The organism is Burkholderia metallica, assembly GCF_902832845.1.
In the GTDB taxonomy this organism is placed as follows: Bacteria; Pseudomonadota; Gammaproteobacteria; order Burkholderiales; family Burkholderiaceae; genus Burkholderia; species Burkholderia metallica.
The window spans coordinates 94,150-116,052 of the sequence record NZ_CADFDB010000002.1; the positions used below are offsets into that span (position 1 = coordinate 94,150).

Genomic DNA, 21,903 nt, shown 5'->3' on the forward strand with positions numbered 1-21,903 from the left:
TCTCTACCGAGGTATCCGTCTTGATTCCGTTTACACCGTTGACGTCGCCTGTGACGCCCGACGCGCCACGCGATTACGCGCCGCTCCATCTGTATGTCGATGGCCGGTTCCTGCAGGCCGACGGCCGGCGCACGCAGCCCGTTCTCGATCCGGGAACCGGCCGCGTGCTCGGCGCGCTGCCGCATGCGACACCGGAAGATATCGACGCCGCGGTGCACGCCGCGCACCGCGCATTCGCGGCGTGGCGGCGCGAGTCGCCGCTCGTGCGCTCGGACATCCTGCGCCGCGCCGCCGCGCTCGTGCGGGAGCGGGCCGAAACGATCGGCCGTCACATCACGATGGACCAGGGCAAGCCGCTTCGCGAGGCGATCGCCGAGGTCGCGTCGTCGGCCGAACAGCTCGAATGGCACGCGGAGGAGGGGCGCCGCACCTACGGCCGCGTCGTTCCATCGCGTTCTCCCGACGTCGCGCAGACGGTATTGCGGGAACCGATCGGCGTGTGCGCGGCGTTTTCTCCGTGGAATTTCCCGTTCAGCCAGGCCATGCACAAGATTGCGGCCGCGCTCGCGTGCGGGTGCACGCTGGTACTGAAAGGGCCCGAGGAATCGCCGAGCGCGATCGTCGCGCTCGCACGCATCTTTCACGATGCCGGATTGCCCCCGGGGTGCCTGAACATCGTCTGGGGCGTACCGGGCGAAGTATCGAAGCAACTGATCGAGTCGCCGCTGGTACGAAAGATTTCGTTCACCGGCTCGGTGCCGGTCGGCAAGCAACTGGCCGCGCTTGCCGCGTCGTACATGAAGCGCATGACCATGGAACTGGGCGGGCATGCGCCGGTGCTCGTCTGCGCGGATGCGGACATCGCGCGCGCCGCGCCGATGCTGGCCGCGTACAAGTTTCGCAATGCCGGGCAGGTCTGCGTGTCGCCGACCCGGTTTTTCGTGCAACGCCCGGTGTTCGAGCGGTTCGTCGCCGCGTATCTCGAGGCGGTCGGCAAGATTCGCGTCGGCTACGGGCTGGAAGAGGCGACCACGATGGGGCCGCTCGCGCATGCGCGACGGGTATCCGAGATCGACGCGTTCGTCGCCGACGCCCGGGCGAAAGGGGCGGAGATTGCCGCGGGCGGAACGGCGCTGCGGGGACCGGGGCACTATTTCGCACCGACGGTCGTGCTGGGCCCGGCGCGCGACACGCGCCTGATGAACGACGAACCGTTCGGTCCGATCGTCGGGATCGTGCCGTTCGACGCGCTCGACGACGCGCTCACCGAAGCCAACCGCTTGCCGTTCGGCCTCGCGTCGTATGCGTTCACCGAATCCGCACGCAACGCGCACCGGATCAGCCGCTCGCTCGAAGCCGGCATGGTCAACATCAATCACTTCGGGATGGGGCCGGCCGAGATCCCGTTCGGCGGCGTGAAGGACAGCGGCTTCGGCAGCGAGGGCGGAACGGAGACGTTCGACGGTTACCTGGTCACCAAGTTCGTCACGCAGATGAATTGACCGTGGGCACGTCGGCCTTCACGCGCGGCGCGTCAGATGGCGTCGCCGATCCGGGCGGTGGCGTCGATCAGGAGTTTGCCGAGCACGCGCTCGTCGAACAGCGCGAAGTGTTCGGCGCGAAAGACGAGCGACAGGCTGCTGTTGATTTCGCCGCTGCTGGCAGTGCGGATCGGCGCGGCGATGCCGACGAACCCGGCGTCGAGCTCGCCGCGCGAGATCCAGTATCCCGCGTCGGCGATCTGCTGGCAGGCGCGCCAGAACTGCGTCCAGTCGGCCGCGAACTCGCCGAGTTCGTCGTTGTGCCGTTCGTGCAGGCGCTTCAGGCGCGCACGCGACATCGCGGCGACGATCACTTTCGACGACGCACCCAGGAACAGCGGCATGATGCGGCCGCGACCGAAACCCAGCTGCAGGTTATCCGCGCCGGTTTCGTGCATGACGTTGATGATCTGCTCGTCAAACAGCGTCGACACGAGCGCATCGCCGCCGGTGACCTGAACCAGCTTCTGGATGACGGGTTTCGCGGCGGTGAGCATCGGGTCCGACTGCCGCATGTTGTAGTCGAGATGGATGATGCGCGGGCCCAGCGTATAGCGGCCGTTGCTGCCGACGAGCAGGCCGACGGACGCCAGTTCCTTCACGTAGCGGTAGCAGGTGGTCCGCGAAAAGCCCATGTGTTCGGCGATTTCCTCGGCCGTCATCGACGTCGCGGACGAAGAGAAGACGTCGAGGATGGACAGCATTTTGGTGAGGCTCGACATGACGTGATCCGGGATTCAGGCGGCTTGCGGCAATGAAACGAGAAGGACGAACGCGGTTCGCGCGGCCGGGTTGCGGCATGGCGTGCGGCACCGCGACAGACAGGGTCGTAGTCTAACTTAAGTCGAGCTGGCGGGAACCGGAGCCGTGTCGGCGAATGCTCGGGAAGCAGGCCGGCCGAGGTGCAGCGGATCGCCGGGCCGTCTATTGATATGGATTCCTATTTTAACCGGAAAGGTCGTGCCGGATCGATGTCGTTGCCGTGGCGATCGGCTCACGCGCGCATCGGCCGGGAAAATTCGATGAGGAGAAGACGATGAAAGCGTGGTTCCGGATGGTGGCATTGTGCGGATGCGGTGCCGTTGCGCCGACGTTCGCACAATCGAGCGTGACGCTCTACGGTTCGCTGGACACGGGGGTGACCTATACGAGCGACGTGGCAGCTGCGCCACGCGGCGGGCGCCAGCTCGCGCTGCAGGCGGGCGTGTCGCGCAACGACGTGTGGGGCCTGACGGGCAGGGAGGAACTCGGCGGCGCCAATTTCGCCGTGTTCCGGCTCGAAAGCCAGTTCCAGACGTCGGACGGGACGCTGACCGTGCCGGGCGCCGCGTTCAGTTCGCAAGCGTACGTCGGGCTCGGCGGCGACTGGGGCACCGTGACGCTCGGCCGCCAGTTCGATTTCGTCGGCGATCTCATGCCGTCGTTCGCGATCGGCGCGAACACGCCGGCCGGCCTGCTCGCGTGGGGGTTGCCGGCGAATGCGTCGGCCGGCGGCGCACTCGACAACCGCGTGTGGGGCGTCCAGGTGAACAACGCGGTGAAGTATGTGAGTCCGACGTTCGGCGGTATCGCGTTCGGCGGTATGTGGGGGTTCGGCAACGTGCCCGGCTCGGTCGCGCGCAGCAGCGTGCAGAGCGCGATGCTGTCCTACACGCAGGGCGCGTTCAGCGCCGCGCTCGCCTATTTCGGCCAGCACGACGTGACCGCCGGCGGCAATCTTCGCAATTTCTCGGGCGGAGCCGGCTACAACTTCGACCGGCTTCGCGTCTTCGGCATGGTGTCGGACGTGCGGATCGGCGCAGCCGCACCGTTGCGGGCCACCACCTACGACGCCGGGCTGACCTATTCGGTCACGCCGTCGTTGCAACTGGGCGGCGGCTTCCAGTTCCAGCAGCGCGGCGGCGACATCGGTTCGGCCAATCAGGTCACGTTGAGTGCCGATTATTCGCTGTCGAAGCGTACCGGCCTGTACGCGGTGCTCGCACGCGGGCACGACAGCGCGTACGGTGCCCAGGTCGAGGCCGCGCTCGGCGGCGCGGCGGCCGGCTCGACGCAGACTGCGGTGCGCGTCGGCGTGCGGCATCAATTCTGACGGCACGGCGCCGCACGGGCTGCCGCGACCACGACATGACGCGCGAGCCCGTGCGTCACCCGCCCGGTTCAGAACCGATGCATCATCCCGACGCGCAAGGTCAGCTGATTGCGGCCCGACGACTGCCCGGCGGTGCCGAGCACGTGCGCATCGTCGAAATCGGTACCGGTGTTGCCGGTTGCATGCTGGTACGCGGCCTGGATGTACGTCGAGGTCCGCTTGCTGAGATCGTAGTCGAGCATCGTCGACAACTGGTGCCAGCTCGGCGATGCGTCGCCCGCCGCCGTCGTGACATGGGCGTGCGTGTAGGTGTACGCCGCGCCGAGCCAGACGTCCGGCCGGAAGAAGTACTGGCCGTTGACCTCGAAGTTGTCGAATTTCCACGCGTGCTGCGAGCCCGCCGCAGGCTGGTTCGCGAAGTAGAGATTCGACTCGGGCCGATACACGTCGACGTGCGAATACGCGGCGGACAGCGTCAGCTTGTCGCTGAACTTGTACGACGCGCCGGCATCGATGTTCTGCTGCGCGCGGCCGCTGAAGACCGTATCGTCGCTCGACAATGCGCCGCCCGCGTTCGCGCCGCCGTTGCTGGCCTTCAGGTACGCGACGGCCGCGGAGAACGCGCCCATCTGATATTGCAGCGCGGCACTGTGCACCCGGTTCCGGGCGAAGCCGCCCGCCTGGTTCGAGAGCCCGTAGAGCACTTCGCCCTTGAAGCCGGCGTACGCGGGCGACACGTACTTGATGCTGTTCTGGATGCGGTAGTCCCAGTCGGCATTGTCGTTGTCGTACGGGTGCGCGCCGAAATCGCCGAGCCAGTTGCCGGTGGCCGTGAACGGGCTCCACATGTCGAGCGTGGGATCGTACTGGCGGCCGAGCGTGAGCGTGCCGAATCGGTCGGAATCGAGCCCGACGTACGCCTGCCTGCCGAACATCCGCGACGTCACGCCGAGCGCCCCGGTGCTCGCGTTGAAGCCGTTCTCGAGCTGGAACAACGCTCTCAGGCCGCCGCCGAGGTCTTCCGTGCCTTTCAGCCCCCAGTTGCTGCCGACGGTGTCGCCGCTCACCATCTGGTAGGCCTTGCCGCCGCCCGCGTTGCTCGTGAAATTGACGCCTTCGTCGATCAGGCCATAGAGCGTCACGGTGCTTTGTGCATGGGCAGTGAGGCCGAATCCCATGGCGCCGGCGGTCGAAACGACCGCGATCATCTTCTTCATTGTCGATCTCCAGGTGCGTGCCGGTATGGCGGTGCGGTACCATTCCCGACGGCGTGCCGGTGCCCCGGACGGCCGGGACGGTCCGCATATAGTTAGCAAAACGAAATGTATGGATCAAAAGAAACCGGGCGCCACGATCGGGCGGCCCGGGTGCCGAACGTCGCCGGGAAACCGGCAACGGGCCGGGGCGGCGTTACAGCATGCGCCGCAGTACGTCGTTGTCGCGGTTCGAGTCGAGGAACCGGTGTTTCAGCGCGGCGAGAATATGCAGCACGACGAGCACGAGCAGTGTGTAGGCCAGTGTCCGGTGCAGCCACTGGAATGCCGCGAACCAGTGGTCGTTCTTCGGCAGCAGCTCGGGGACGCGGACGAAGAAGAACGGCACGCCGTCGCTCTGCGTATACGTGCTGGACATCGAATAGCCCATCAGCGGCACGATGATCGCGAGCGCATACAGCAGGTAGTGCGCGATCTTGGCGAGCTTGCGGTCCAGCTTCGGCAGGCTCGACGGCAGCGGCGGCAGCGGCTTCATCGACCGGATCGCCAGTTGCGTCAGGACCACCAGCAGCGTGAGCACGCCGAACTCCTTGTGCGTCGGGTAGTACCAGTCGAACTTGGCCGGCAGGTTGTCGTCGAGCCGGACCATCGTCCATCCGGTCCAGAGCTGCGCGCCGATCAGGATCGCCCTGACCCAGTGCAGCACCCGCAGCACGAGCGGATATTTCTCGACCGTGAATGCAATGGCCTGGTTTTCCATGTGGCTAGTCTTCCTTGAAAGCGAAATTGCGACGGGCGGCACGCCCATCGTCGACGTCGATGCCCCGCGGCGACCTTCGTCGAGCCGGGGCCCGGGCTGAGCCGGATGGCGGTGCGCACGAACCCGCGACGAAAGATCCGTGCGCCCGGCTGTCCGCGCGGTCAGGCGATCGATCGCGAATCCGCACAGCACTCCTGCAGCGCCTCGCGCAACGTCGCCGCGATGAAGTCGGCCTCGCTCTGCTGCAGCGTCAACGGCGGCGACATCACGACCTTGTTGGCGATCGCCCGGACCAGGACCCCGCGCCGGCGCGCGGCATCGGCCACGCGTGCCGCGAACCCGTTGCCCGGGTCGAGCGGCGTGCGGCTGGCCTTGTCGGTGACGAGATCGAGCGCCAGCATCAGCCCCTTGCCGCGGACGTCGCCGACGGTCTCGAAGTCGGCCTTCAGCGGCAGCAGCTGCTCGAGCAGCCGCTGGCCGACCCGTGCCGCGTTACCGGGCAGATCCTCGGCTTCGACGATGTCGAGCACCGCGAGCGACGCGGCGCACGCGAGCGGATGCCCGCTGTACGTATAGCCGTGCATGATCACGTGCGAGAAGCCCGCGCCCTGTTCGATCGCCTGCGCGATGCGCCCGTTGTACAGCGTCGCGCCGAGCGGTACGTAGCCGGCGGAAATGCCCTTGGCGACACACAGGATATCCGCGGCGACACCCCATCCGCGGCTACCGAGCAGGCTGCCGGTGCGGCCGAAACCGGTGACCACCTCGTCGGCGATCAGCAGGATGCCGTTGCGGTCGCACACGGCGCGCACGCGCGCCCAGTAGTCGGCGGGCGGCACGATCAGCCCGCCTGCGCCCTGTACCGGCTCCGCGACGAACGCGGCGATGGTCTGCGGGCCATGGAACGCGATCGTTTCCTCGAGCTGCCGGATGCAATGCTCGACGAGTTGCTGCGGATCGTCGCAGTTCCACGGGTTGCGATAGAGCCACGGCGTGTCGAGCAGCACGCAGCCGGGCAGCAGCGGACCGTGATTATAGTGATAGACGCCGTTGCCGCCGATCGACGTGCCGCCGACGTGCACGCCATGGTAGCCGTTGCGCAGCGACAGGAATTTCGTGCGCGACGGCTCGCCTGCGGCGACCCAATACTGGCGCGCCATCTTGAGCGCCGTCTCGATCGCGTCGGAGCCGCCGCTGCCGAACATCACCCGCTGCATGTCCTCCTGCGCGAACATCGCGCACAGGCGGTCGGCCAGGTCGTACACGCGCGGATGGGCGACGCCGTCGAAGGTCTGGTAGTACGACAGCTCGTCCATCTGGCGGGCGATCGCGGCCTTCACTTCCGGCCGGTTGTGGCCGACGTTGACGTTCCAGAGTCCGCCGACGCCGTCGAGCATGCGGTGGCCCTCGACGTCGTACACGTAGTTGCCGTCGCCGCGCTCGATGATCACGGTGGGGGTCGTGTGCCCGGCGGCTGCCGAGCTCATCGGGTGCCAGAATCGCTTTTGTCGCTTTTGGTAGTCCATGGTGTATCTCTCACGAAGTGCTTGAAGACAGTGCGGCGCGGCGTGCGCCGCGGAATCACAGGGCTGCGCTGATGATCTTTTCCTCGAGGTACGAGTCGAGCGCGGCCTTCGACAGGTCGCGCCCGATCCCGCTCTGCTTGGTGCCGCCCCAGGGCAGGCGCGCATCGATGGGGCTCCATGCGTTGATGGCGACCGCGCCGACGTCGAGCCGTTCGGCGACGCGGTGCGCGGTGCCGACGTCCTGCGTCCAGACCGAAGCGGACAGGCCGAACGGCGTGTCGTTGGCGACGCGGACGGCCTCGTCCTCGGTGTCGAACGGCATGACCATGCCGACGGGGCCGAACACTTCGTCGCGGGCGATCCGCATGCCCGGATGCACGCCGCCGAGGATCGTCGGACGCATGAAGCAGCCGCGCGGCGGCACCTGCTCATCGCCCGCGAGCATGACCGCGCCTTCGGCGAGCGCGCCTTCCACGTGCGCGCGCACGCGTGCGAGGTGACGCGGGTTGATGAGCGCGCCCATCTGCACACCCGGCTCCGACGGCGGGCCGACGCGCATGGCGCGGGCGGCCTCGGCGAGCCGCTCCTCGAGTGCGTGCGCGATCGAGCGGTGTGCGAGCACGCGCGAGCCGGCCGCGCACGTCTGGCCCTGGTTCGCGAACATGCCGGCCATCAGCGACGGGATCGCACGGTCGAGATCGGCATCCGCGAAGACGATCTGCGCGGCCTTGCCGCCGAGCTCCAGCGTGACGCGCTTGAAAGTCCGGGCCGCTTCGGCGGCGATCGTCCGGCCGACTTCGGTGCTGCCCGTGAAGCTGATCTTGCTCACGAGCGGGTGCGCGACCAGCGCGGCGCCGACTTCGGCCCCGACGCCGTGGACGATGTTGACGACGCCGGCGGGCAGCCCGGCTTCGCAGACGAGTTCGCCGAGACGGGCGAGCGCGAGCGGCGTGTCCTCGGACGGCTTGACGACCACCGGGCAGCCGGCCGCGAGCGCCGGTGCGAGTTTCCACACGGCGATCATCAGCGGCGCGTTCCACGGGATGATCTGCGCGGCGACGCCGACCGGCGCGCGCCGGGTGTAGTTGAGGGTCGGGCGGCCCATGAAGCCGTCGGTCGGAATCGTGCGGCCCTCGAGCTTGTCGGCCCAGCCGGCGAAGTAGCGCAGCGTGTCGATGCTCATCGGGACGTCCATCATGCGCATCTCGACAAGCGGGCGTCCTTGTTCGACGGCCAGGCATTCCGCCAGCGCGTCGCGGTCGCGCTCGATCAGGTCGGCCAGCCGGAGCAGCCAGCGCGCCCGGGCCGCTCCGCCCGCGCGTGCCCATGCATCATCGTGCAGCGCGCCGTGTGCGGCGCGTACCGCGCGATCGACGTCTTCGACGGTCGACGCCGGCACGGCGGCGACGTAGTCGCCGGTCGCCGGCGCCAGCTTTTCGAAGGTACGGCCGGCAGATGCATCGCAATGCCGGCCGCCGATCAGGTTCTGAATTTTCATCATGATGTCCGTGTTTCACAGGGGCGAGTCGTCGGGCCGCGCCGGTTGCGGCGGTGAGGGCGGTTGCGGCACGGCTTCGACGTCGGGTTCACTGTATGTCGCTGAAACGGCGGGCCTTGTCCGCTATCGGCAATCGTTGCCGCGTGACCGGGATAGGGAATACCCGCGCAGGGCCGTGCCGGCGGGATGCAGCGACGCATCGCGCGCCGGTCGTGGAGCAGCGGCGGGGTGGGGCAAGACGATGCCGGCGCCGCGAGCGGCGCCGGCAGGGCGGCGGTTACGGCGTGGCGCGTCCGAGTTCGCGATACAGGTCGGGATCGCTGCGCTTCAATCGCAAGGCCGCGCGGACGCCGAGCGCGCCGACGGCGACCAGGAAATACGGAAACATCGCGACGAAGGCCGAATCCGAGCCGCTCAGCACGGACAGGTTGCGCACGACCAGCACGAGGCACGCGCCGAGCGCGATCACGCTGACGAGCGGCGCGATCAGGCGGTGCACGAGACCGGCGTCCCGGTGATCGCGCGCGAAGAACGCGATCACCGAGGCCGCCACGAGGATCTGCACCGCGATGATGCCGATCGTGGCCAGCGCGCTCATCAACGAGAACACGACCGCGAACGGATCGAGCCGGCACGCGGCGGAGCCGACGATAGCCGCGAGTGCGATCAGCGTCTGCACTTTCCCGGCGACGTCGGGGCAGCGATGCACGGGGCACGTATGGCCGAGTTTGCGCCACAGCACGCGTTCACGGCCCATCGCGTAGAAATAGCGTGTGATCGTGTTGTGGAACGACAGGATCGCCGCGAACAGGCTCGTGACGAGCAACACGTTCATCGCATCCGTCGCGATGCCGCCGAGCAGCCGGCCGCTGACGGCAAACCAGAGATTGGCCGGATCGCGGGCCGCTTGCGCGGCGATCCGGCTCTCGCCCCACGCCTCGACGATTGCCCACGACGACAGCGCGTAGAACGCCATGATGAGGATCACGGCCACGTACGTGGCGCGCGGGATCGTGCGTTTCGGGTCGCGGGCCTCCTCGGAGAAGATCGCCGTTGCCTCGAAGCCCATGTACGAGCCGAGCACGAACACCAGCGCGGTGCCGAGCCCGGGTGCGAACACCATCGCGGGGCTGAACGGCTTCGCGCTGAAGCCGCCGGTGCTCGCGCCATGCGCGACGATCGCGAGATCGAGCAGCATCACGATCGCGATCTCGCCGATCATCAGCATCCCGAGCAGCCGGCCGCTGAACTCGATGCGCCGCGCGCCGCAGAAGTGGACGGCGACGACGCAGGCGAGCGCGAACGCCCACCACGGCACGTCGACGCCGTAGTGCCGCTGGATGCTGTCGTTCAGGAAGAAGCCGAACATGCAGTAGATCGCGATCTGCACGGCGTTGTACGCGACGATCGCGACGAACGCGCCGCCCACGCCGGCAGGACGCCCGAGCCCGTTCGCGATGTATGCATAGAACGCGCCCGCATTGGCGATGTGCCGGCTCATTGCCGCGTAGCCGATGCTGAAGATCAGGTACATGACGCCCGCCAGCACGAATACGCCGGGCACGCCGGCACCGTTGCCGAGCGAGAACGCGGCGGGGGTCGCGCCGACCATCGCGGTGAGCGGCGCCGCTGCCGCGACGACGAAGAAGACGATGTGGGAAAGTCCGACGGCGTTCCTGCTGAGGCCCGCTTCGGGCCGGGGTGACGATTCGTTCATGAGTAGTCCCGCTGACCGGATCGTCCATCGGGAATCGACACCGGCATGCCTGATCAATATCCCCGTGCCGCGGGCCGATCCTGACGAACCGGCCATCGATGCCGACGTGCGCCGACGGCACAGGGCTGCGCTTGGACGGCCGCCCGGTGCAGTGCGATGCGGAACAGGCCGACGACAAAATTTACGGTGCCGAAAAAGCAGGCGTTGTCCGCTTTCGGCAATCCGCATGCGCCGGGCGGCAGGGGATTACCCGGATGCGCGGCCGCGACGCGTTCGCGGACTCAGCTCAGGCGCGGCGTGTGCGACGGCAGTTCGTGGAAATGTTGCTGGTAGTACGCGGAAAAACGCCCGAAATGGCAGAAGCCGAATTGCGCTGCAGCGTCGCCAATCCGCATCGTGTCGGGCGTCGTCATCAGGAAGCGCCGCACGGCGTTCAGCCGGATCGAGCGGAGGTAGGCCGTCGGCGTGGTGCCGACGACGTTCTGGAAGCTGTATTGCAGCGTGCGGCGGCTGATTCGAAGGTGATGGCAGAGATCGATCACCGTCGGCACATCGTCGCTTTCCAGTGCGATCTCCTGGCTGCGGCGAACGATATAGCTTTGCGTCGATGCCGACGGCAGCGCGCCGGCCTCCGGATCGTCGGACTGCACGAGGTCGAGCAGGATGCCGACGACACTGTGCGCGAGCACGCGCTCGTCGAACCCGTCGCGCGCCGTGAGCGAACCCCTGTCGAGTGCCTGGCAGAGCACGCGTTCGAGGCCGTCCAGCGCATCGCGGTAGCGCGCGGGCGAGATCGGGAGCACCGGCTGCTTCAGCACGCGGGCGGGCAGGTTCGCGAGTTCGTCCAGTTCGCGATCGGCCGTGAGCGTGCGGTCGATCGTGAAGGCGAGCACTTCCGTGTCGCACGGCAGGTGGGCGACGAACTCCTCGCCGCCGCGCAAGGTCAGCAGGCTCGGGCGCTCGACGGTGCGCCCCTGGACCACCGGCGCGACGGTGCCGGCAATCGGCAGCGCGAAGCAAAGGCGGTCGCGCGGCGCCAGGCCGTGCTGCATCACGCGCTGGTTGATGCGTTCGCGAAAGACGTGAAAGCGCTGGCCGGCGACCTGGCGCAGCGTGGTCGTGGCCGTGCCCGGACTGATCTGGTCGTAGTGCTGCGACCAGTTCACGATCGCCTGGGAATGGAGGAACACATCCGAGAAGCACAGTGTTTCAGCGTGCAGGTTCATGGTGTGGCTAATGCATCCCGTCTCGAAATCGATGCTGGCCGAAGCCGGCTCATGCTGCCCGGGCGCGGTAGTACGACCGCGTCATGCGCGATCCGCCTGGGTGACTTCCGGTCGGTGCGGTGCAACACGCCGGGCCCCGCTGACGATCATATCCAGAAAAAAACACCGGGTGACGCGGAAGACACACCGCGTTGCCGCTCACCGGGCGGGCGCGCCTTTGCATGGCGATGGTTTTGTAGCGGAGATGAAAGACAACCCGTAATTCAGGACTGTGGCAAATATTTGTTGGAGCTAGGTGCGCACAATATATATATAATCCCATTATAAGGGATTTTGATTCGTTCGTAGAGGGAGTTTACGCAGGGGGCCGCCCGATGCGACGAGCACGAAAACCGCGCACAGGCGAGGCGCCCATGCGTCGGTCGATCCAGGTCGACTTTCCGCGCGCCGGCCCGTCGCTAGAGGGCCGAGAGCGCGTCGAACGTGCCGGCTTCCGGGAGCCGCGCCCACGATTCCGGTCCCGCGCCGATTTCCTCGACGGTCAGCAGGCACGCGTCGAGTTCGCGCCGCAATCGCTCGCCATCGATCGCTTGCCCGATGAATACGATCTCCTGCCGACAGTCGCCAACCGGCTCCTCCCATTTGTTCAGCACACCGTCGCGGCGATAGTCGTCGCGCGGCCAGTCCGACTGCGGGACGAACCGCCACCAGCGGCCGACATAGCCCCATCGGAACCGTCCCCCCGTCTGCACCAGCATGCCGATCTCGGCATGTCGGTGCGCGGCCCACAGGTAGCCCTTGCAGCGCAGCAGCCGGCCGTTGGTCCACGGCCGACTGAGCCACGCGAGCAGGCGTGCCGGGTGAAACGGCGCACGTTCCCGATAGACCCACGACGCGATCCCGTACGACTCCGACTCGGACGGCCGTTCATCGATGTGCATCCGTTGCATCCACCCCGGAGATTCCACGAGTGCTGGAAGATCGAAACGTCGCGTATTCAGGATCACGGACGCGTCGATTTCTCCGTTTCGCATGGGCAGGATCTGCGCGGACGGGTTCAGCGACGCAAGCACTACGCGGAGCCGGTCGAACTGTGCGTCACCGATCCGGTCGACCCGGCTGACGAGAATCACGTTCGCATGCTCGACCTGCTCGATCAGCAGATCCGACAACGGGCGCGTCGCCGCGGTATCGCCATCATCCGGGTTGCGCGCATCTTGCGCGACGCCGTTCGTGACCGTCTGCGTCGACGCGATCCTCGCCTCGAAGGTCTCGCCGTCGACGACCGTCACGAGCGTGTCGAGCCTCGCGAGTTCGCTGAGGCTGAAGCCGTCGCGATCAAGGAACGCGAACGTCTCCGCGACCGGCATCGGCTCCGAAATCCCGCTGGATTCGATCAGCAAGTAATCGAAGCGCCGTTGCCGCGCGAGCGCGCTGATCCGCTCGAGCAGATCGGCACGCAGCGTGCAGCAGATACAGCCATTGCTCATCTCGACCAACTCGTCGTCGCCGCGATGCAGCTCGACGTTCCGGCGCACGTCGTCCGCGTCGAGGTTCACGTCGCTCATGTCGTTGACGATCACGGCGACCTTCAGCCCCGCGCGATTGCGCAACACGTGATTCAGCAGCGTCGTCTTGCCGGCACCGAGAAAGCCGGACAACACTGTCACCGGAATACGCGCAGGCGGTTCGACCGGCCTGACGCGGGCGTCGGCAATCGCGGTCCCGGCCGTGCCGGCCTGCGCGTTCACGCTGGGGTCTCCACCGCGTGGGACGCGGTACGTGAATCGGCAGCGCGCGCTGGCGCGCGTTTCAGATAGCCCTCGAAAAGGTCGACGACGACATAGCCGTCGTCGGCCGCATCGCCCCACAGATCCGTCGTGCGGAACTCGACGTGATAGGTCGGTTGACGGACCGCGCGCGTGTCGCCGTGGCCGATGGTATCCGGGAACGGCCAGGATTCCGTCGTCCGGTGCAGCACGACGCCTTCCTTGCCGCGCACGTAGCCCGGGGCGCGGATGTGCCCGCTCACGTATTCGTCGCGGACGACGACGCGGTCGCCGACTTCGAAGTGCGTGACGCCGACCGGCGCCGGGCGGCCAGTCGAATGCGGCGGGTTCGCGAGCTTGAAGTGCGAGCCGAGCGCGGCGTCGAGCTCCGCCTGTGTCAGCACGCCGGTCTCGACGAGCAGCGTCGCGGTCGCGATCACGTAGCGCTCGTAATACCGGGTACCGACATGCTGGCGCACATCGATCCGCTCGACCGCGTGACGCACCTCGTCGACACTGAATTTCTTCAGATGATCGACGCCGACGAACATCAGGCTGTAGGCGAGATGCTCCCAGTCTTCCTTGAATACCGGCTTGTAGCCGAGGCTGTTGATCGTGTGCGGAACGGGGCCGAAGCCCTGGAATCCGCCGAGGTCGTGAAAGCCGTCCATTGAAGTCTCCGAAACGAATATCGAGGGTAGAGGCGCGGGTCAGCCGACGCGCGGCAGCGCGACGCCGATCAGCACGTCCTTCGTGATGAGCGCCTGCAGTTGCGCCTCGCTCATCCCGTCGGTGCCGGCCGGACGCACCGGCAGCACCAGATAGCGGCTCTCGGCCGTGGTGTCCCAGACCTTCACGACGACGTCGTCCGGCAAATTCGTGCCGAGCTCCCGCAGCACCGTTCGGCCTTCGCGCACCAGCCGCGCGCGGTACTCGAAGCCCTTGTACCACTCGGGCGGCAGGCCGAGAACCGGCCAGTTCGTGCACGAGCACAGGCTGCAGACGATCACGTTCTTCAGTGTCGGCGTGTCCTCGAGCGCGACGATGTATTCGCCTTGCGGGCCGGTGTAGCCGAACTGCGCACACGCGGCGGTGCCGTCCTTCAGCAGCAGTTCGCGGAATGCCGGATCGACCCAGGCGCGCGCGACGACGCGCGCGCCGTTCGCCGGATCGAACTGTTCCGACATCAGTTGCGTCATTCCTTCGACGTAGCCGTCGGGGATCAGGTTCTTCTCTTGCATCACGCGGAACAGCGCCCATGCTCTTTCGCCGGGCGTCGACGTCGTGTCGGTGGAGGGTGTCGCGCTCATTATTGGAACTCCTTGACATGGTTCGGAACGACCGCGTTCGCGATGCCACGCAGCCGTCGGACGGAGCGTGGCGCGTCCACATCGTGCGGTCACGCTCCACGAGCAGGGTAAGAAGAGAAAAAGCGCGCTTCTGTGCCGTGTCGGATCAGAAACTGTGCTGGGGCGGAAGCGTGAGAAGGCGCGGTATCCGGCAGCACGAAATACGATGCCGCCGCTGTATACAGGCGACCCCGCCTCCGTGCGCCGCGTCGTCGCGAGCGACTTCGGCGTGTCTGCATGCCTGTCCTCGCGTCTTTCCGACCTGCTGCCGTCAGCGGGATGGCATTCCGATGACGCCGCGCGCGGAGGCCCACCACAGTCAAATTTTTGTTCCGCTACGAAACAGAAACGCGCATTTTGCCTTTCTATTCTCCCCTCAAGCGATGTCTGTCACGGGCGCCGCCAACCGGTGGCGCGCATCGCGCGTCGCCAGACAACAGCCACGCAACGCACCTCGATACCGGCGTCCGGTGTGACGTGTCGAGGAGGTGTCTGCACATCCATGTCAGGGGAATGATGGAATCCGTTAACCGCACGAAACTGAAGCGGATCATGCGCGCGATCGGCGCGTCGGTGATGCTGATCGCGTCCCACTACGCAGGCGCGGTCGAAGTCGATCCGGGCGACTACGAGCAGTACCCGGTCGGGGCGACGATCGGTGTGCTGTACTACAACTACTCGGCGACCAACGCGTATTACGCCAACGGCAGCAAGACGTCGGACTTCGACCTGCAATCGAACATCGGCATCGCGCGTCTGCTGCACGTATTCGCACTGACCGACCGGCTGACGATCGATCCGCAGGTGCTGCTGCCGTTTGGGCACGTGAGCGGCTTCGGCAACGCGAGCGGGTTAGGCAGCACGAACGGCGTCGGCGACGTCATCTTGACCGCGCCGCTGAAGTTCCGCCTGAACGACGCGAAAGACGTCATCGCCGGGACCGTCTACTTGTATGCACCGACCGGCAGCTACGACCAGAACCGCGGCCTGAATCTCGGCGCGCATCGCTGGTCGCTCGACTTCCAGGCCGCATACGTCAAGCACTTCTCGCCGCAATGGGCCCTCGATCTGGTGGGCGATGCGATCTGGTACAGCAACAATACGTCGTACGGCACGAGCGGCGCGACGCTGCATCAGCGGATGAGCTATAGCGCGCAGGCGATGGTCCGCTACATGCCCGATCCGGGCACATCGTTCGGGATCGGCGTCACGCAGTTCTGGGGAGGTGCGACCAGCGTCGACGGCGTCGACAACCACGATGCGTTGCGCACGACGCGTATGCGGCTCACCGCGTCGAAGTTCGTGACCAAGGCCGATCAGGTGCAGATCCAGCTCGGCACCGATCTCAGCGTACACAACGGCCCGCGCGACAGCGTTCTCGTCGGGTTGCGCTACGCGCACATCTTTTGACGCTGTGCATTGCACCGACACCCGGGCAACGCCTGTTCTTCTCTCGTCTTTATCAACCCGTCACCCCAGCGAGGCCATTCATGGAATCCGCCATCGACAAACACCTGGTCTGTCCGCGTACGCTGTCGCGCCGCGTCGCCGACGATTACCAACCGCCGTTCCCGATGTACGTCGCCCGGGCGGCCGAAGACCTGAACCAGGTCGTGATGGGCTACTTCGGCGTCCAGTATCGCGGCGCGGAACAACGTCCCGCCGCGCTCGCTGCGCTGCGCCGGATCGTCGCCGGCTTCGGCCTGCCCGACGGCCCCGGCAATCATGACCTGACGCAGCATACCGACAACCAGGGCTACGACAACCTGATCGCGGTCGGCTACTGGCGCGACCCGAGCGCGTATGCACGCTGGATCGCGTCGCCGGACGTCGCCGGCTGGTGGGCGTCCGACGAACGGCTCGAGGATGGCCTGGGCTATTTCCGGGAGATCGTCGCGCCGCGTGCCGAGCAATTCGAGACGCTTTACGCGTTCAAGAGTGACTTTCCGGGCGTCGGCGCGGTGATGGACGGCGTCAGCAACGAAATCGAGGAGCACGGCTACTGGGGCTCGATGCGCGACCGCTTCCCGATCTCGCAGACCGACTGGATGCGCGCTCACGGTGAACTGCAGATCGTCGCCGGCGACCCGGAGCAGGGCGGTCGCGTCGTCGTGCTCGCACACGACAACATCGCGCTGATCCGCTCCGGCCAGGACTGGCGCGCAGCCGAACGCGACGAACGGCGGCTGTATCTCGAAGAGATCGAACCGACGCTGCGCGCCGGCATGGACTTCCTGCGCGACAACGGCGCCGAGGTCGGTTGCTACAGTAACCGCTACGTGCAGTCGATAGACCTCGACGGCAATCTGCTCGACGAGAGCTACAACATCGGCCACTGGCGCTCGCTTGACCGCCTCGAACGCTGGGCCGAGTCGCACCCGACCCATCTACGGATCTTCGTGACGTTCTTCCGCGTCGTGACTGGGCTCGAGAAGCTGCGGCTGTATCACGAGGTGTCCGTGTTCGATGCAAAAAATCAGGTGTACGAATACATCAATTGCCATCCGCGAACCGGGATGCTGCGCGACGCCGTCGCCGCGGCCCGCTGACGTGCCCCACGCGCCGTGCGACGTGCCCGGCGCCGCCTCAACGAACAGGAGAATGTCATGGCGATCAAGCGCCCAACCCGCACACAACTTTCCGATATCGCGGCCGGATTTGGCTTCCATGTCGACGAACGGCAACTGGCCGATTATGACGACGCATTGCAGGCGAACTTCGACGCATACGACGCGATCGATGCGTTGCCCGACTATTTGCCCACGGTCATGTATTCGCGCACGCCCGGTTATCGGCCCGAAGGCGACGAGAACCGCTACGGCGCGTGGGCGCGCAAGAGCACGATCCACGGTGCGCCGGACGGCAAACTGCACGGCCGGACCATTGCGATCAAGGACAACATCAGTGTCGCCGGCGTGCCGATGCGCAATGGCGCAAGCACGTTCGAGGGCTACGTGCCGGATGTCGACGCCACGGTCGTCACGCGCTTGCTCGATGCGGGCGCGACGATTGCCGGCAAATCGACCTGCGAGTACTACTGCTTTTCCGGTGGCTCGCACACCAGCGCCTCGGGTCCGGTAGAAAACCCGCGCAAGGCCGGTCATTCGTCCGGCGGCTCGTCGTCGGGGAGTGCCGCGCTGGTGGCGGCGAGCGAGGTCGACATGGCGCTTGGCAGCGATCAGGGCGGCTCGGTGCGGATTCCGTCCGCGTATTGCGGTGTCTACGGCATGAAGCCGACGCATGGGCTCGTGCCCTACACCGGTGCAATGCCGATCGAAGCGACCGTCGATCATCTCGGCCCGCTGACGCGCAGCGTGCTCGACAACGCGCGGTTGCTCGACGTGATCGCCGGCGACGACGGGCTCGACCCGCGTCAGCGTGCGCTGCCGCCACGTGGCGATTTCCTCGACGGGATCGACAAGGGTGTCGCCGGGCTGCGGATCGGTATTCTGCGCGAAGGTTTCGGGCTTGCGAATTCGGAGTCGGTCGTCGACGAGACTGTGCTCGTCGCCGCGCACCGGCTGCGCCAGCTCGGCGCGCTCGTCGACGAGGTGTCGGTGCCGCTGCACGCGTCTGGCACCGCCATCTGGCTGCCGATCGCGGCCGAAGGTGCGACGCAGCAGATGATGAAGGGCAACAGCCACGGCTTCAACTGGAAAGGGCTGTACATGACCGGGATGATCGACCATCACGCAGGCTGGCGCGAGCGCGCCGACGAACTGCCGGACACGGTGAAGGTTACGATGTTGCTCGGCGAATACTTCACGAGCCGCTATCGCGGCCGCTACTACGCGAAGTGCCAGAATCTCGCGCGGCGGCTGCGCGCCGAATACGACGCAGCGCTGCAATCGTTCGATCTGCTGCTGATGCCTACCGTTCCAATCCGCGCGTCAAGGCTGCCGGAGCCGGGCTGCACGATGTCCGATTCGCTGACGCGCGCGTTCGAAATGCTTGCGAACACCGCGCCCTTCGACGTGTCCGGGCATCCGGCGATGTCGCTGCCTTGCGGGATCGCCGAAGACCTGCCGATCGGGCTGCAACTGGTTGGCCGGTGCTTCGACGAAGCGACGATCTACCGGTGTGCGTTTGCGTATGAACAATCGTCCGACTGGAGCCAGACGACGTTCGCATAACGAGCGCGGAGCGGCAGCGCGCGGTAAGCTGTCGAGTCGGTTTGACAACGCGTTTTTGACCCAGAACCCTACCGGCTGGCTGGTTCTTCCATTTGGGGCATGATGATGACGATGCTTCCTTTCCCTCGCGTCGGGAGCAGCGATGGTCCCGGCCGGGACTCCGACGGCGCACCGGCCGACTGGAGGGACGCGTCGATCCAGGTTGCGACCCAGGGCACCGTGAGCCAGCGCATCGAGTTCTGGCGCGAAGCGATCCTGCGTTTGTTCGCGGACGTGGAGATCGCCGCCGTACAGAAAGACGATTTCTTCGGCCGGGTGCGGCAGCGCAAGTGCGACAGGATGCGGATCTCCGAAATTTACGCGAGCGAGCAGGCGGTGACCCGGCGTTATCGCCAGGCGCGGGACGAGTACGAGGACAAGTATTTTGCGATATTGATGCTCGAGGGTAGCCAGTCAATCGAGCAGGACGGGAAAATCGTCACGCTGAATCCCGGGGATTTTGCGATTTATGACGCGACCCGGCCGCATCACCTGCAGTTCGGGCAATCGTGGCGCGAGATCGTCGTCAGCATTCCGCGCGCGACGCTGAACCAGCTCGTCGTCGGGATGGAACAACGCACTGCGTGCCGGATTCAGACCGGGCAGGGCGTCAGCAACATCATGCGTGTGTTTCTCGAGCAGATGCTGTCGCAGATTCGTCATGTGTCCGACGCCGATATGCTGCAACTGTCGGATACCGCGATCTCTCTCATCGCGATGACGCTAGGAAGCCTGCAGCGCAACGACATCACCCAGTCGCGGATGAAAGCGCTGACGCTGACGCGCGTGAAGCGGCATCTGCTTGAGCACTTGCGCGACCCGGAACTGAATCCGCTCATGATCGAGCAGGCGACCGGAATTTCTTCGCGTTACATCAACAAATTGTTCGAGGCTGAAAATACGTCGCTGATGCGTTACGTGTGGAATCTGCGGCTCGAGCGGTGCGCGGAAGATCTCGCGAATCCCATGTATGCGGTGATGAGGGTGTCTGACATCGCATTGCGCTGGGGCTTCAACGACATGTCGCACTTCAGTCGCGTGTTCCGTGAGCGGTTTGCGATGTCGCCGCGGGAATGGCGAGAATTGCGACGTGCGGGTGGCGGCTCTTCTGCATGAATTCCGCCGCACCCCCAGATGCGACATTACAACTTTGCTCCTACAATAAAAAGCTCGATCATACATATTATGTAAAATATCAAGATACAATTAGCAGCGCGGTAGATTCGGGTGGCCATTGTGACACCCCTCTGCCAATTAACAGAGTCTGCGTCGTCTCTCGTTAATTTGGCGTCTTGAGTCAATCGCGGTGTTCGACGAATCAATGGATCATCATCTGCGCTCACCGAGCCGTGCGCGTCGCCCGTAGAACGACACGATGCGCTGTACCGGAACACGCGCCGTCGCCTCCGCCCGCGTCGCCAGATCGGCATCGGCATCGGCCGACGGCGCAATCTGGGCCGCCAGCGTGTCGTGATCGATCGACTCTCCTGTTCCAGCAAGCATCGGGCAATCTGCTCGAGCGAGTCATGCTGCTTGCCGAGCGTTGACGCGACACGCATATGCGCATCGGCGAGCAGCGCGCGCACCTCGTTGTTGATCATCCGCCGTATGTTCGCTGCAACGCCCGTTACCCAGCATCCACAAGTCCGGCGGGCCGGCCTGTGGCGCGTCATCGTCGAACGTCGATAGGCCGATCTGCGCAGCACGTAGCGGTCCTCGGTCGGGACCTGCTGCGTATAGCCGAGCGTCGCGACGCCGCGCGGAATGATGGATACCTCCTTCACGGGATCGCAGTGTGCGCGGCTTTGTGCCACGAGCGCGTGCCCGGATTCGTGATGCGCGATGATACGCTTCTCCTGCTCGTTCATCACGCGGCTCCTGTGCTCGATGCCCGTCATCGCGCGGTCGATCACCCCGGCGAAATCGGCCATGTCTATCGCCGGCTTGCCGAGTTCGGCCGCGTGCAGCGCGGCCTCGTTGACCACGTTTGCGAGATCCGCGCCGACGAAACAGGGCTTGCGCGACGCCAGTTCGGCAAGATCGACCTCCTGCGCAAGCTCCACACGTTTCGTATGCGCGGCGAGGATCTGTTTTCGTCCGGTCAGGTCCGGCCGGTCGATCGCGATGTGACGGTCTGCGGCCCGGCCGCAGCAGCGCCAGGTCGAGGATCTCGGGCCGGTTGGCCGCGGCAACAGTCCGGGAATCGGTACGCTGGCATACCCATCAGGGAGCAGCCGTGATGCGTTCACATCGCGGGATGCGGCCGCCAATCGCCTTTTGCGGCGTTGTCGTGGTCTCAAGCGTCGATTGAAAATAGCATGCAGATCTTCGCCCCCAACACGGGCGTCGGCAATGGTGCATGCCCCTCCTCCCTCCGCATCCCCCGTCGCTGGGCCAAACGGGCAGCCGGTGCTTCGGTATTCATGTCGACGCGCTCCCATGCAATCTCTCATGCCAACCTTCGAGGCCGGACCTAGTCGTCGATCGGCATGCCAATCGATCCGTCTGAGTGCATACGAAGTCTAGTGTCGTGTGAACGATCCTTCTGTCCGCTACCGCGCCAAGCGTACGACCTTGTTCGCGGCACACGGCAGCGGGGCCCGGCCGGCCATCTAGAATGCGGGCGGTATGCTCGGTTCCGGCGAAATGCCGTCGGGCCCCGTGACGAGCATGCGGAGAATTTGCTGCAGTTGCAGCGCGCATCGACGTGCGTCCTCGGGCGCATTCGCATCAATCGCCTCGAAAAGGCTCACGAATGCAATGAGGAAGGAGTCGGAGACGGGCGTTTCGCGTTCACGCTCGCGCAGATAGGCGCTGTAGCTGAAGACGCACTTGATGAACTCGACCTGATGAGCAGCAAATTCGTCATCGTCCAATGAGGGCGGCACAACGACGAGAGCACTGTCGGACAACGAGAGGGGGAGACGGATGTAGGACGGGTGATCACTCATGCAGGGTCTCGTGAAATGCACGAGCGCGGCGTGAATGCCCGGAGCACGGACGCTATTTCACGACGGAAGGCGCCTATGCTATAAGTGT

17 protein-coding genes and 1 pseudogene are annotated in these 21,903 nt (G+C 65.8%); 6 read left to right on the forward strand and 12 right to left on the reverse strand.

The window, feature by feature from the left end; translation table 11 throughout:
• Positions 1-20 precede the first annotated feature (20 nt).
• Positions 21-1,502: an NAD-dependent succinate-semialdehyde dehydrogenase gene (locus tag HWX08_RS07760; RefSeq protein WP_174919908.1), complete on the forward strand. Its 1,482-nt coding sequence runs from the start codon at positions 21-23 to the stop codon at positions 1,500-1,502.
• Between the two features lie 32 nt (positions 1,503-1,534).
• On the opposite strand, the gene HWX08_RS07765 is transcribed toward HWX08_RS07760, so the two are convergent.
• Complete coding sequence (locus tag HWX08_RS07765) at positions 1,535-2,263, reverse strand: IclR family transcriptional regulator (RefSeq protein ID WP_174919910.1); 729 nt, start codon at positions 2,261-2,263, stop codon at positions 1,535-1,537.
• Positions 2,264-2,577: 314 nt separating this feature from the next.
• On the opposite strand from HWX08_RS07765, the gene HWX08_RS07770 reads away from it, so the two are divergent.
• Positions 2,578-3,633: a porin gene (locus HWX08_RS07770; RefSeq protein WP_174919912.1), complete on the forward strand. Its 1,056-nt coding sequence runs from the start codon at positions 2,578-2,580 to the stop codon at positions 3,631-3,633.
• 68 nt (positions 3,634-3,701) lie between these two features.
• On the opposite strand, the gene HWX08_RS07775 is transcribed toward HWX08_RS07770, so the two are convergent.
• The 9 genes from HWX08_RS07775 to nthA form a co-directional block, all read right to left on the reverse strand.
• The gene (locus HWX08_RS07775) at positions 3,702-4,850 is read right to left on the reverse strand and encodes a porin (protein ID WP_174919914.1); all 1,149 of its coding nucleotides are present in this window, start codon (positions 4,848-4,850) and stop codon (positions 3,702-3,704) included.
• Positions 4,851-5,043: 193 nt separating this feature from the next.
• A complete protein-coding gene (locus HWX08_RS07780) occupies positions 5,044-5,607 on the reverse strand; it encodes a cytochrome b (protein ID WP_174919916.1) in 564 nt (187 codons plus the stop codon).
• Positions 5,608-5,768: 161 nt separating this feature from the next.
• Positions 5,769-7,133, reverse strand: coding sequence for an aspartate aminotransferase family protein (locus tag HWX08_RS07785; RefSeq protein WP_174919918.1), 1,365 nt, complete (start codon positions 7,131-7,133; stop codon positions 5,769-5,771).
• Between the two features lie 55 nt (positions 7,134-7,188).
• Positions 7,189-8,634 (reverse strand): aldehyde dehydrogenase family protein, encoded by a 1,446-nt coding sequence (locus tag HWX08_RS07790; protein WP_174919919.1) that lies wholly within the window; start codon positions 8,632-8,634, stop codon positions 7,189-7,191.
• Between the two features lie 274 nt (positions 8,635-8,908).
• Entirely contained in the window at positions 8,909-10,348 is a 1,440-nt protein-coding gene (locus HWX08_RS07795) for an APC family permease (RefSeq protein ID WP_174919921.1), read from the reverse strand.
• A gap of 281 nt (positions 10,349-10,629) precedes the next feature.
• Positions 10,630-11,574, reverse strand: a complete 945-nt coding sequence (locus tag HWX08_RS07800) for a helix-turn-helix domain-containing protein (protein WP_174919923.1) — start codon at positions 11,572-11,574, stop codon at positions 10,630-10,632.
• Between the two features lie 458 nt (positions 11,575-12,032).
• Complete coding sequence (locus HWX08_RS07805) at positions 12,033-13,292, reverse strand: GTP-binding protein (RefSeq protein WP_244122716.1); 1,260 nt, start codon at positions 13,290-13,292, stop codon at positions 12,033-12,035.
• Between the two features lie 29 nt (positions 13,293-13,321).
• Positions 13,322-14,014 carry a nitrile hydratase subunit beta gene (nthB, locus tag HWX08_RS07810; protein ID WP_174919927.1) on the reverse strand — a complete coding sequence of 231 codons (693 nt, stop codon included), beginning with the start codon at positions 14,012-14,014 and terminating at the stop codon, positions 13,322-13,324.
• Between the two features lie 39 nt (positions 14,015-14,053).
• Entirely contained in the window at positions 14,054-14,653 is a 600-nt protein-coding gene (gene nthA / locus HWX08_RS07815; RefSeq protein ID WP_174919928.1) for a nitrile hydratase subunit alpha, read from the reverse strand.
• A 552-nt stretch (positions 14,654-15,205) separates the two neighbouring features.
• Between nthA and HWX08_RS07820 the strand changes: the two genes are divergently transcribed.
• The 4 genes from HWX08_RS07820 (at position 15,206) to HWX08_RS07835 (ending at position 19,980) form a co-directional block, all read left to right on the forward strand.
• A complete protein-coding gene (locus HWX08_RS07820) occupies positions 15,206-16,102 on the forward strand; it encodes a transporter (RefSeq protein WP_069258502.1) in 897 nt (298 codons plus the stop codon).
• Between the two features lie 80 nt (positions 16,103-16,182).
• Complete coding sequence (oxdA, locus tag HWX08_RS07825; protein ID WP_069258501.1) at positions 16,183-17,241, forward strand: aliphatic aldoxime dehydratase; 1,059 nt, start codon at positions 16,183-16,185, stop codon at positions 17,239-17,241.
• 57 nt (positions 17,242-17,298) lie between these two features.
• Positions 17,299-18,825 (forward strand): amidase, encoded by a 1,527-nt coding sequence (locus HWX08_RS07830; RefSeq protein ID WP_174919931.1) that lies wholly within the window; start codon positions 17,299-17,301, stop codon positions 18,823-18,825.
• 105 nt (positions 18,826-18,930) lie between these two features.
• Positions 18,931-19,980 carry an AraC-like ligand-binding domain-containing protein gene (locus HWX08_RS07835; RefSeq protein WP_174920031.1) on the forward strand — a complete coding sequence of 350 codons (1,050 nt, stop codon included), beginning with the start codon at positions 18,931-18,933 and terminating at the stop codon, positions 19,978-19,980.
• Positions 19,981-20,193: 213 nt separating this feature from the next.
• Here HWX08_RS07835 and HWX08_RS07840 read toward each other — a convergent pair.
• Together HWX08_RS07840 and HWX08_RS07845 are read right to left on the reverse strand one after the other, a co-directional pair.
• Positions 20,194-21,057: pseudogene (locus tag HWX08_RS07840) on the reverse strand (ATP-dependent metallopeptidase FtsH/Yme1/Tma family protein); the annotation flags it as partial.
• A gap of 419 nt (positions 21,058-21,476) precedes the next feature.
• On the reverse strand, positions 21,477-21,815 hold the full coding sequence (locus HWX08_RS07845) for a hypothetical protein (protein ID WP_012328512.1): 339 nt from the start codon (positions 21,813-21,815) through the stop codon (positions 21,477-21,479).
• Positions 21,816-21,903 lie beyond the last annotated feature (88 nt).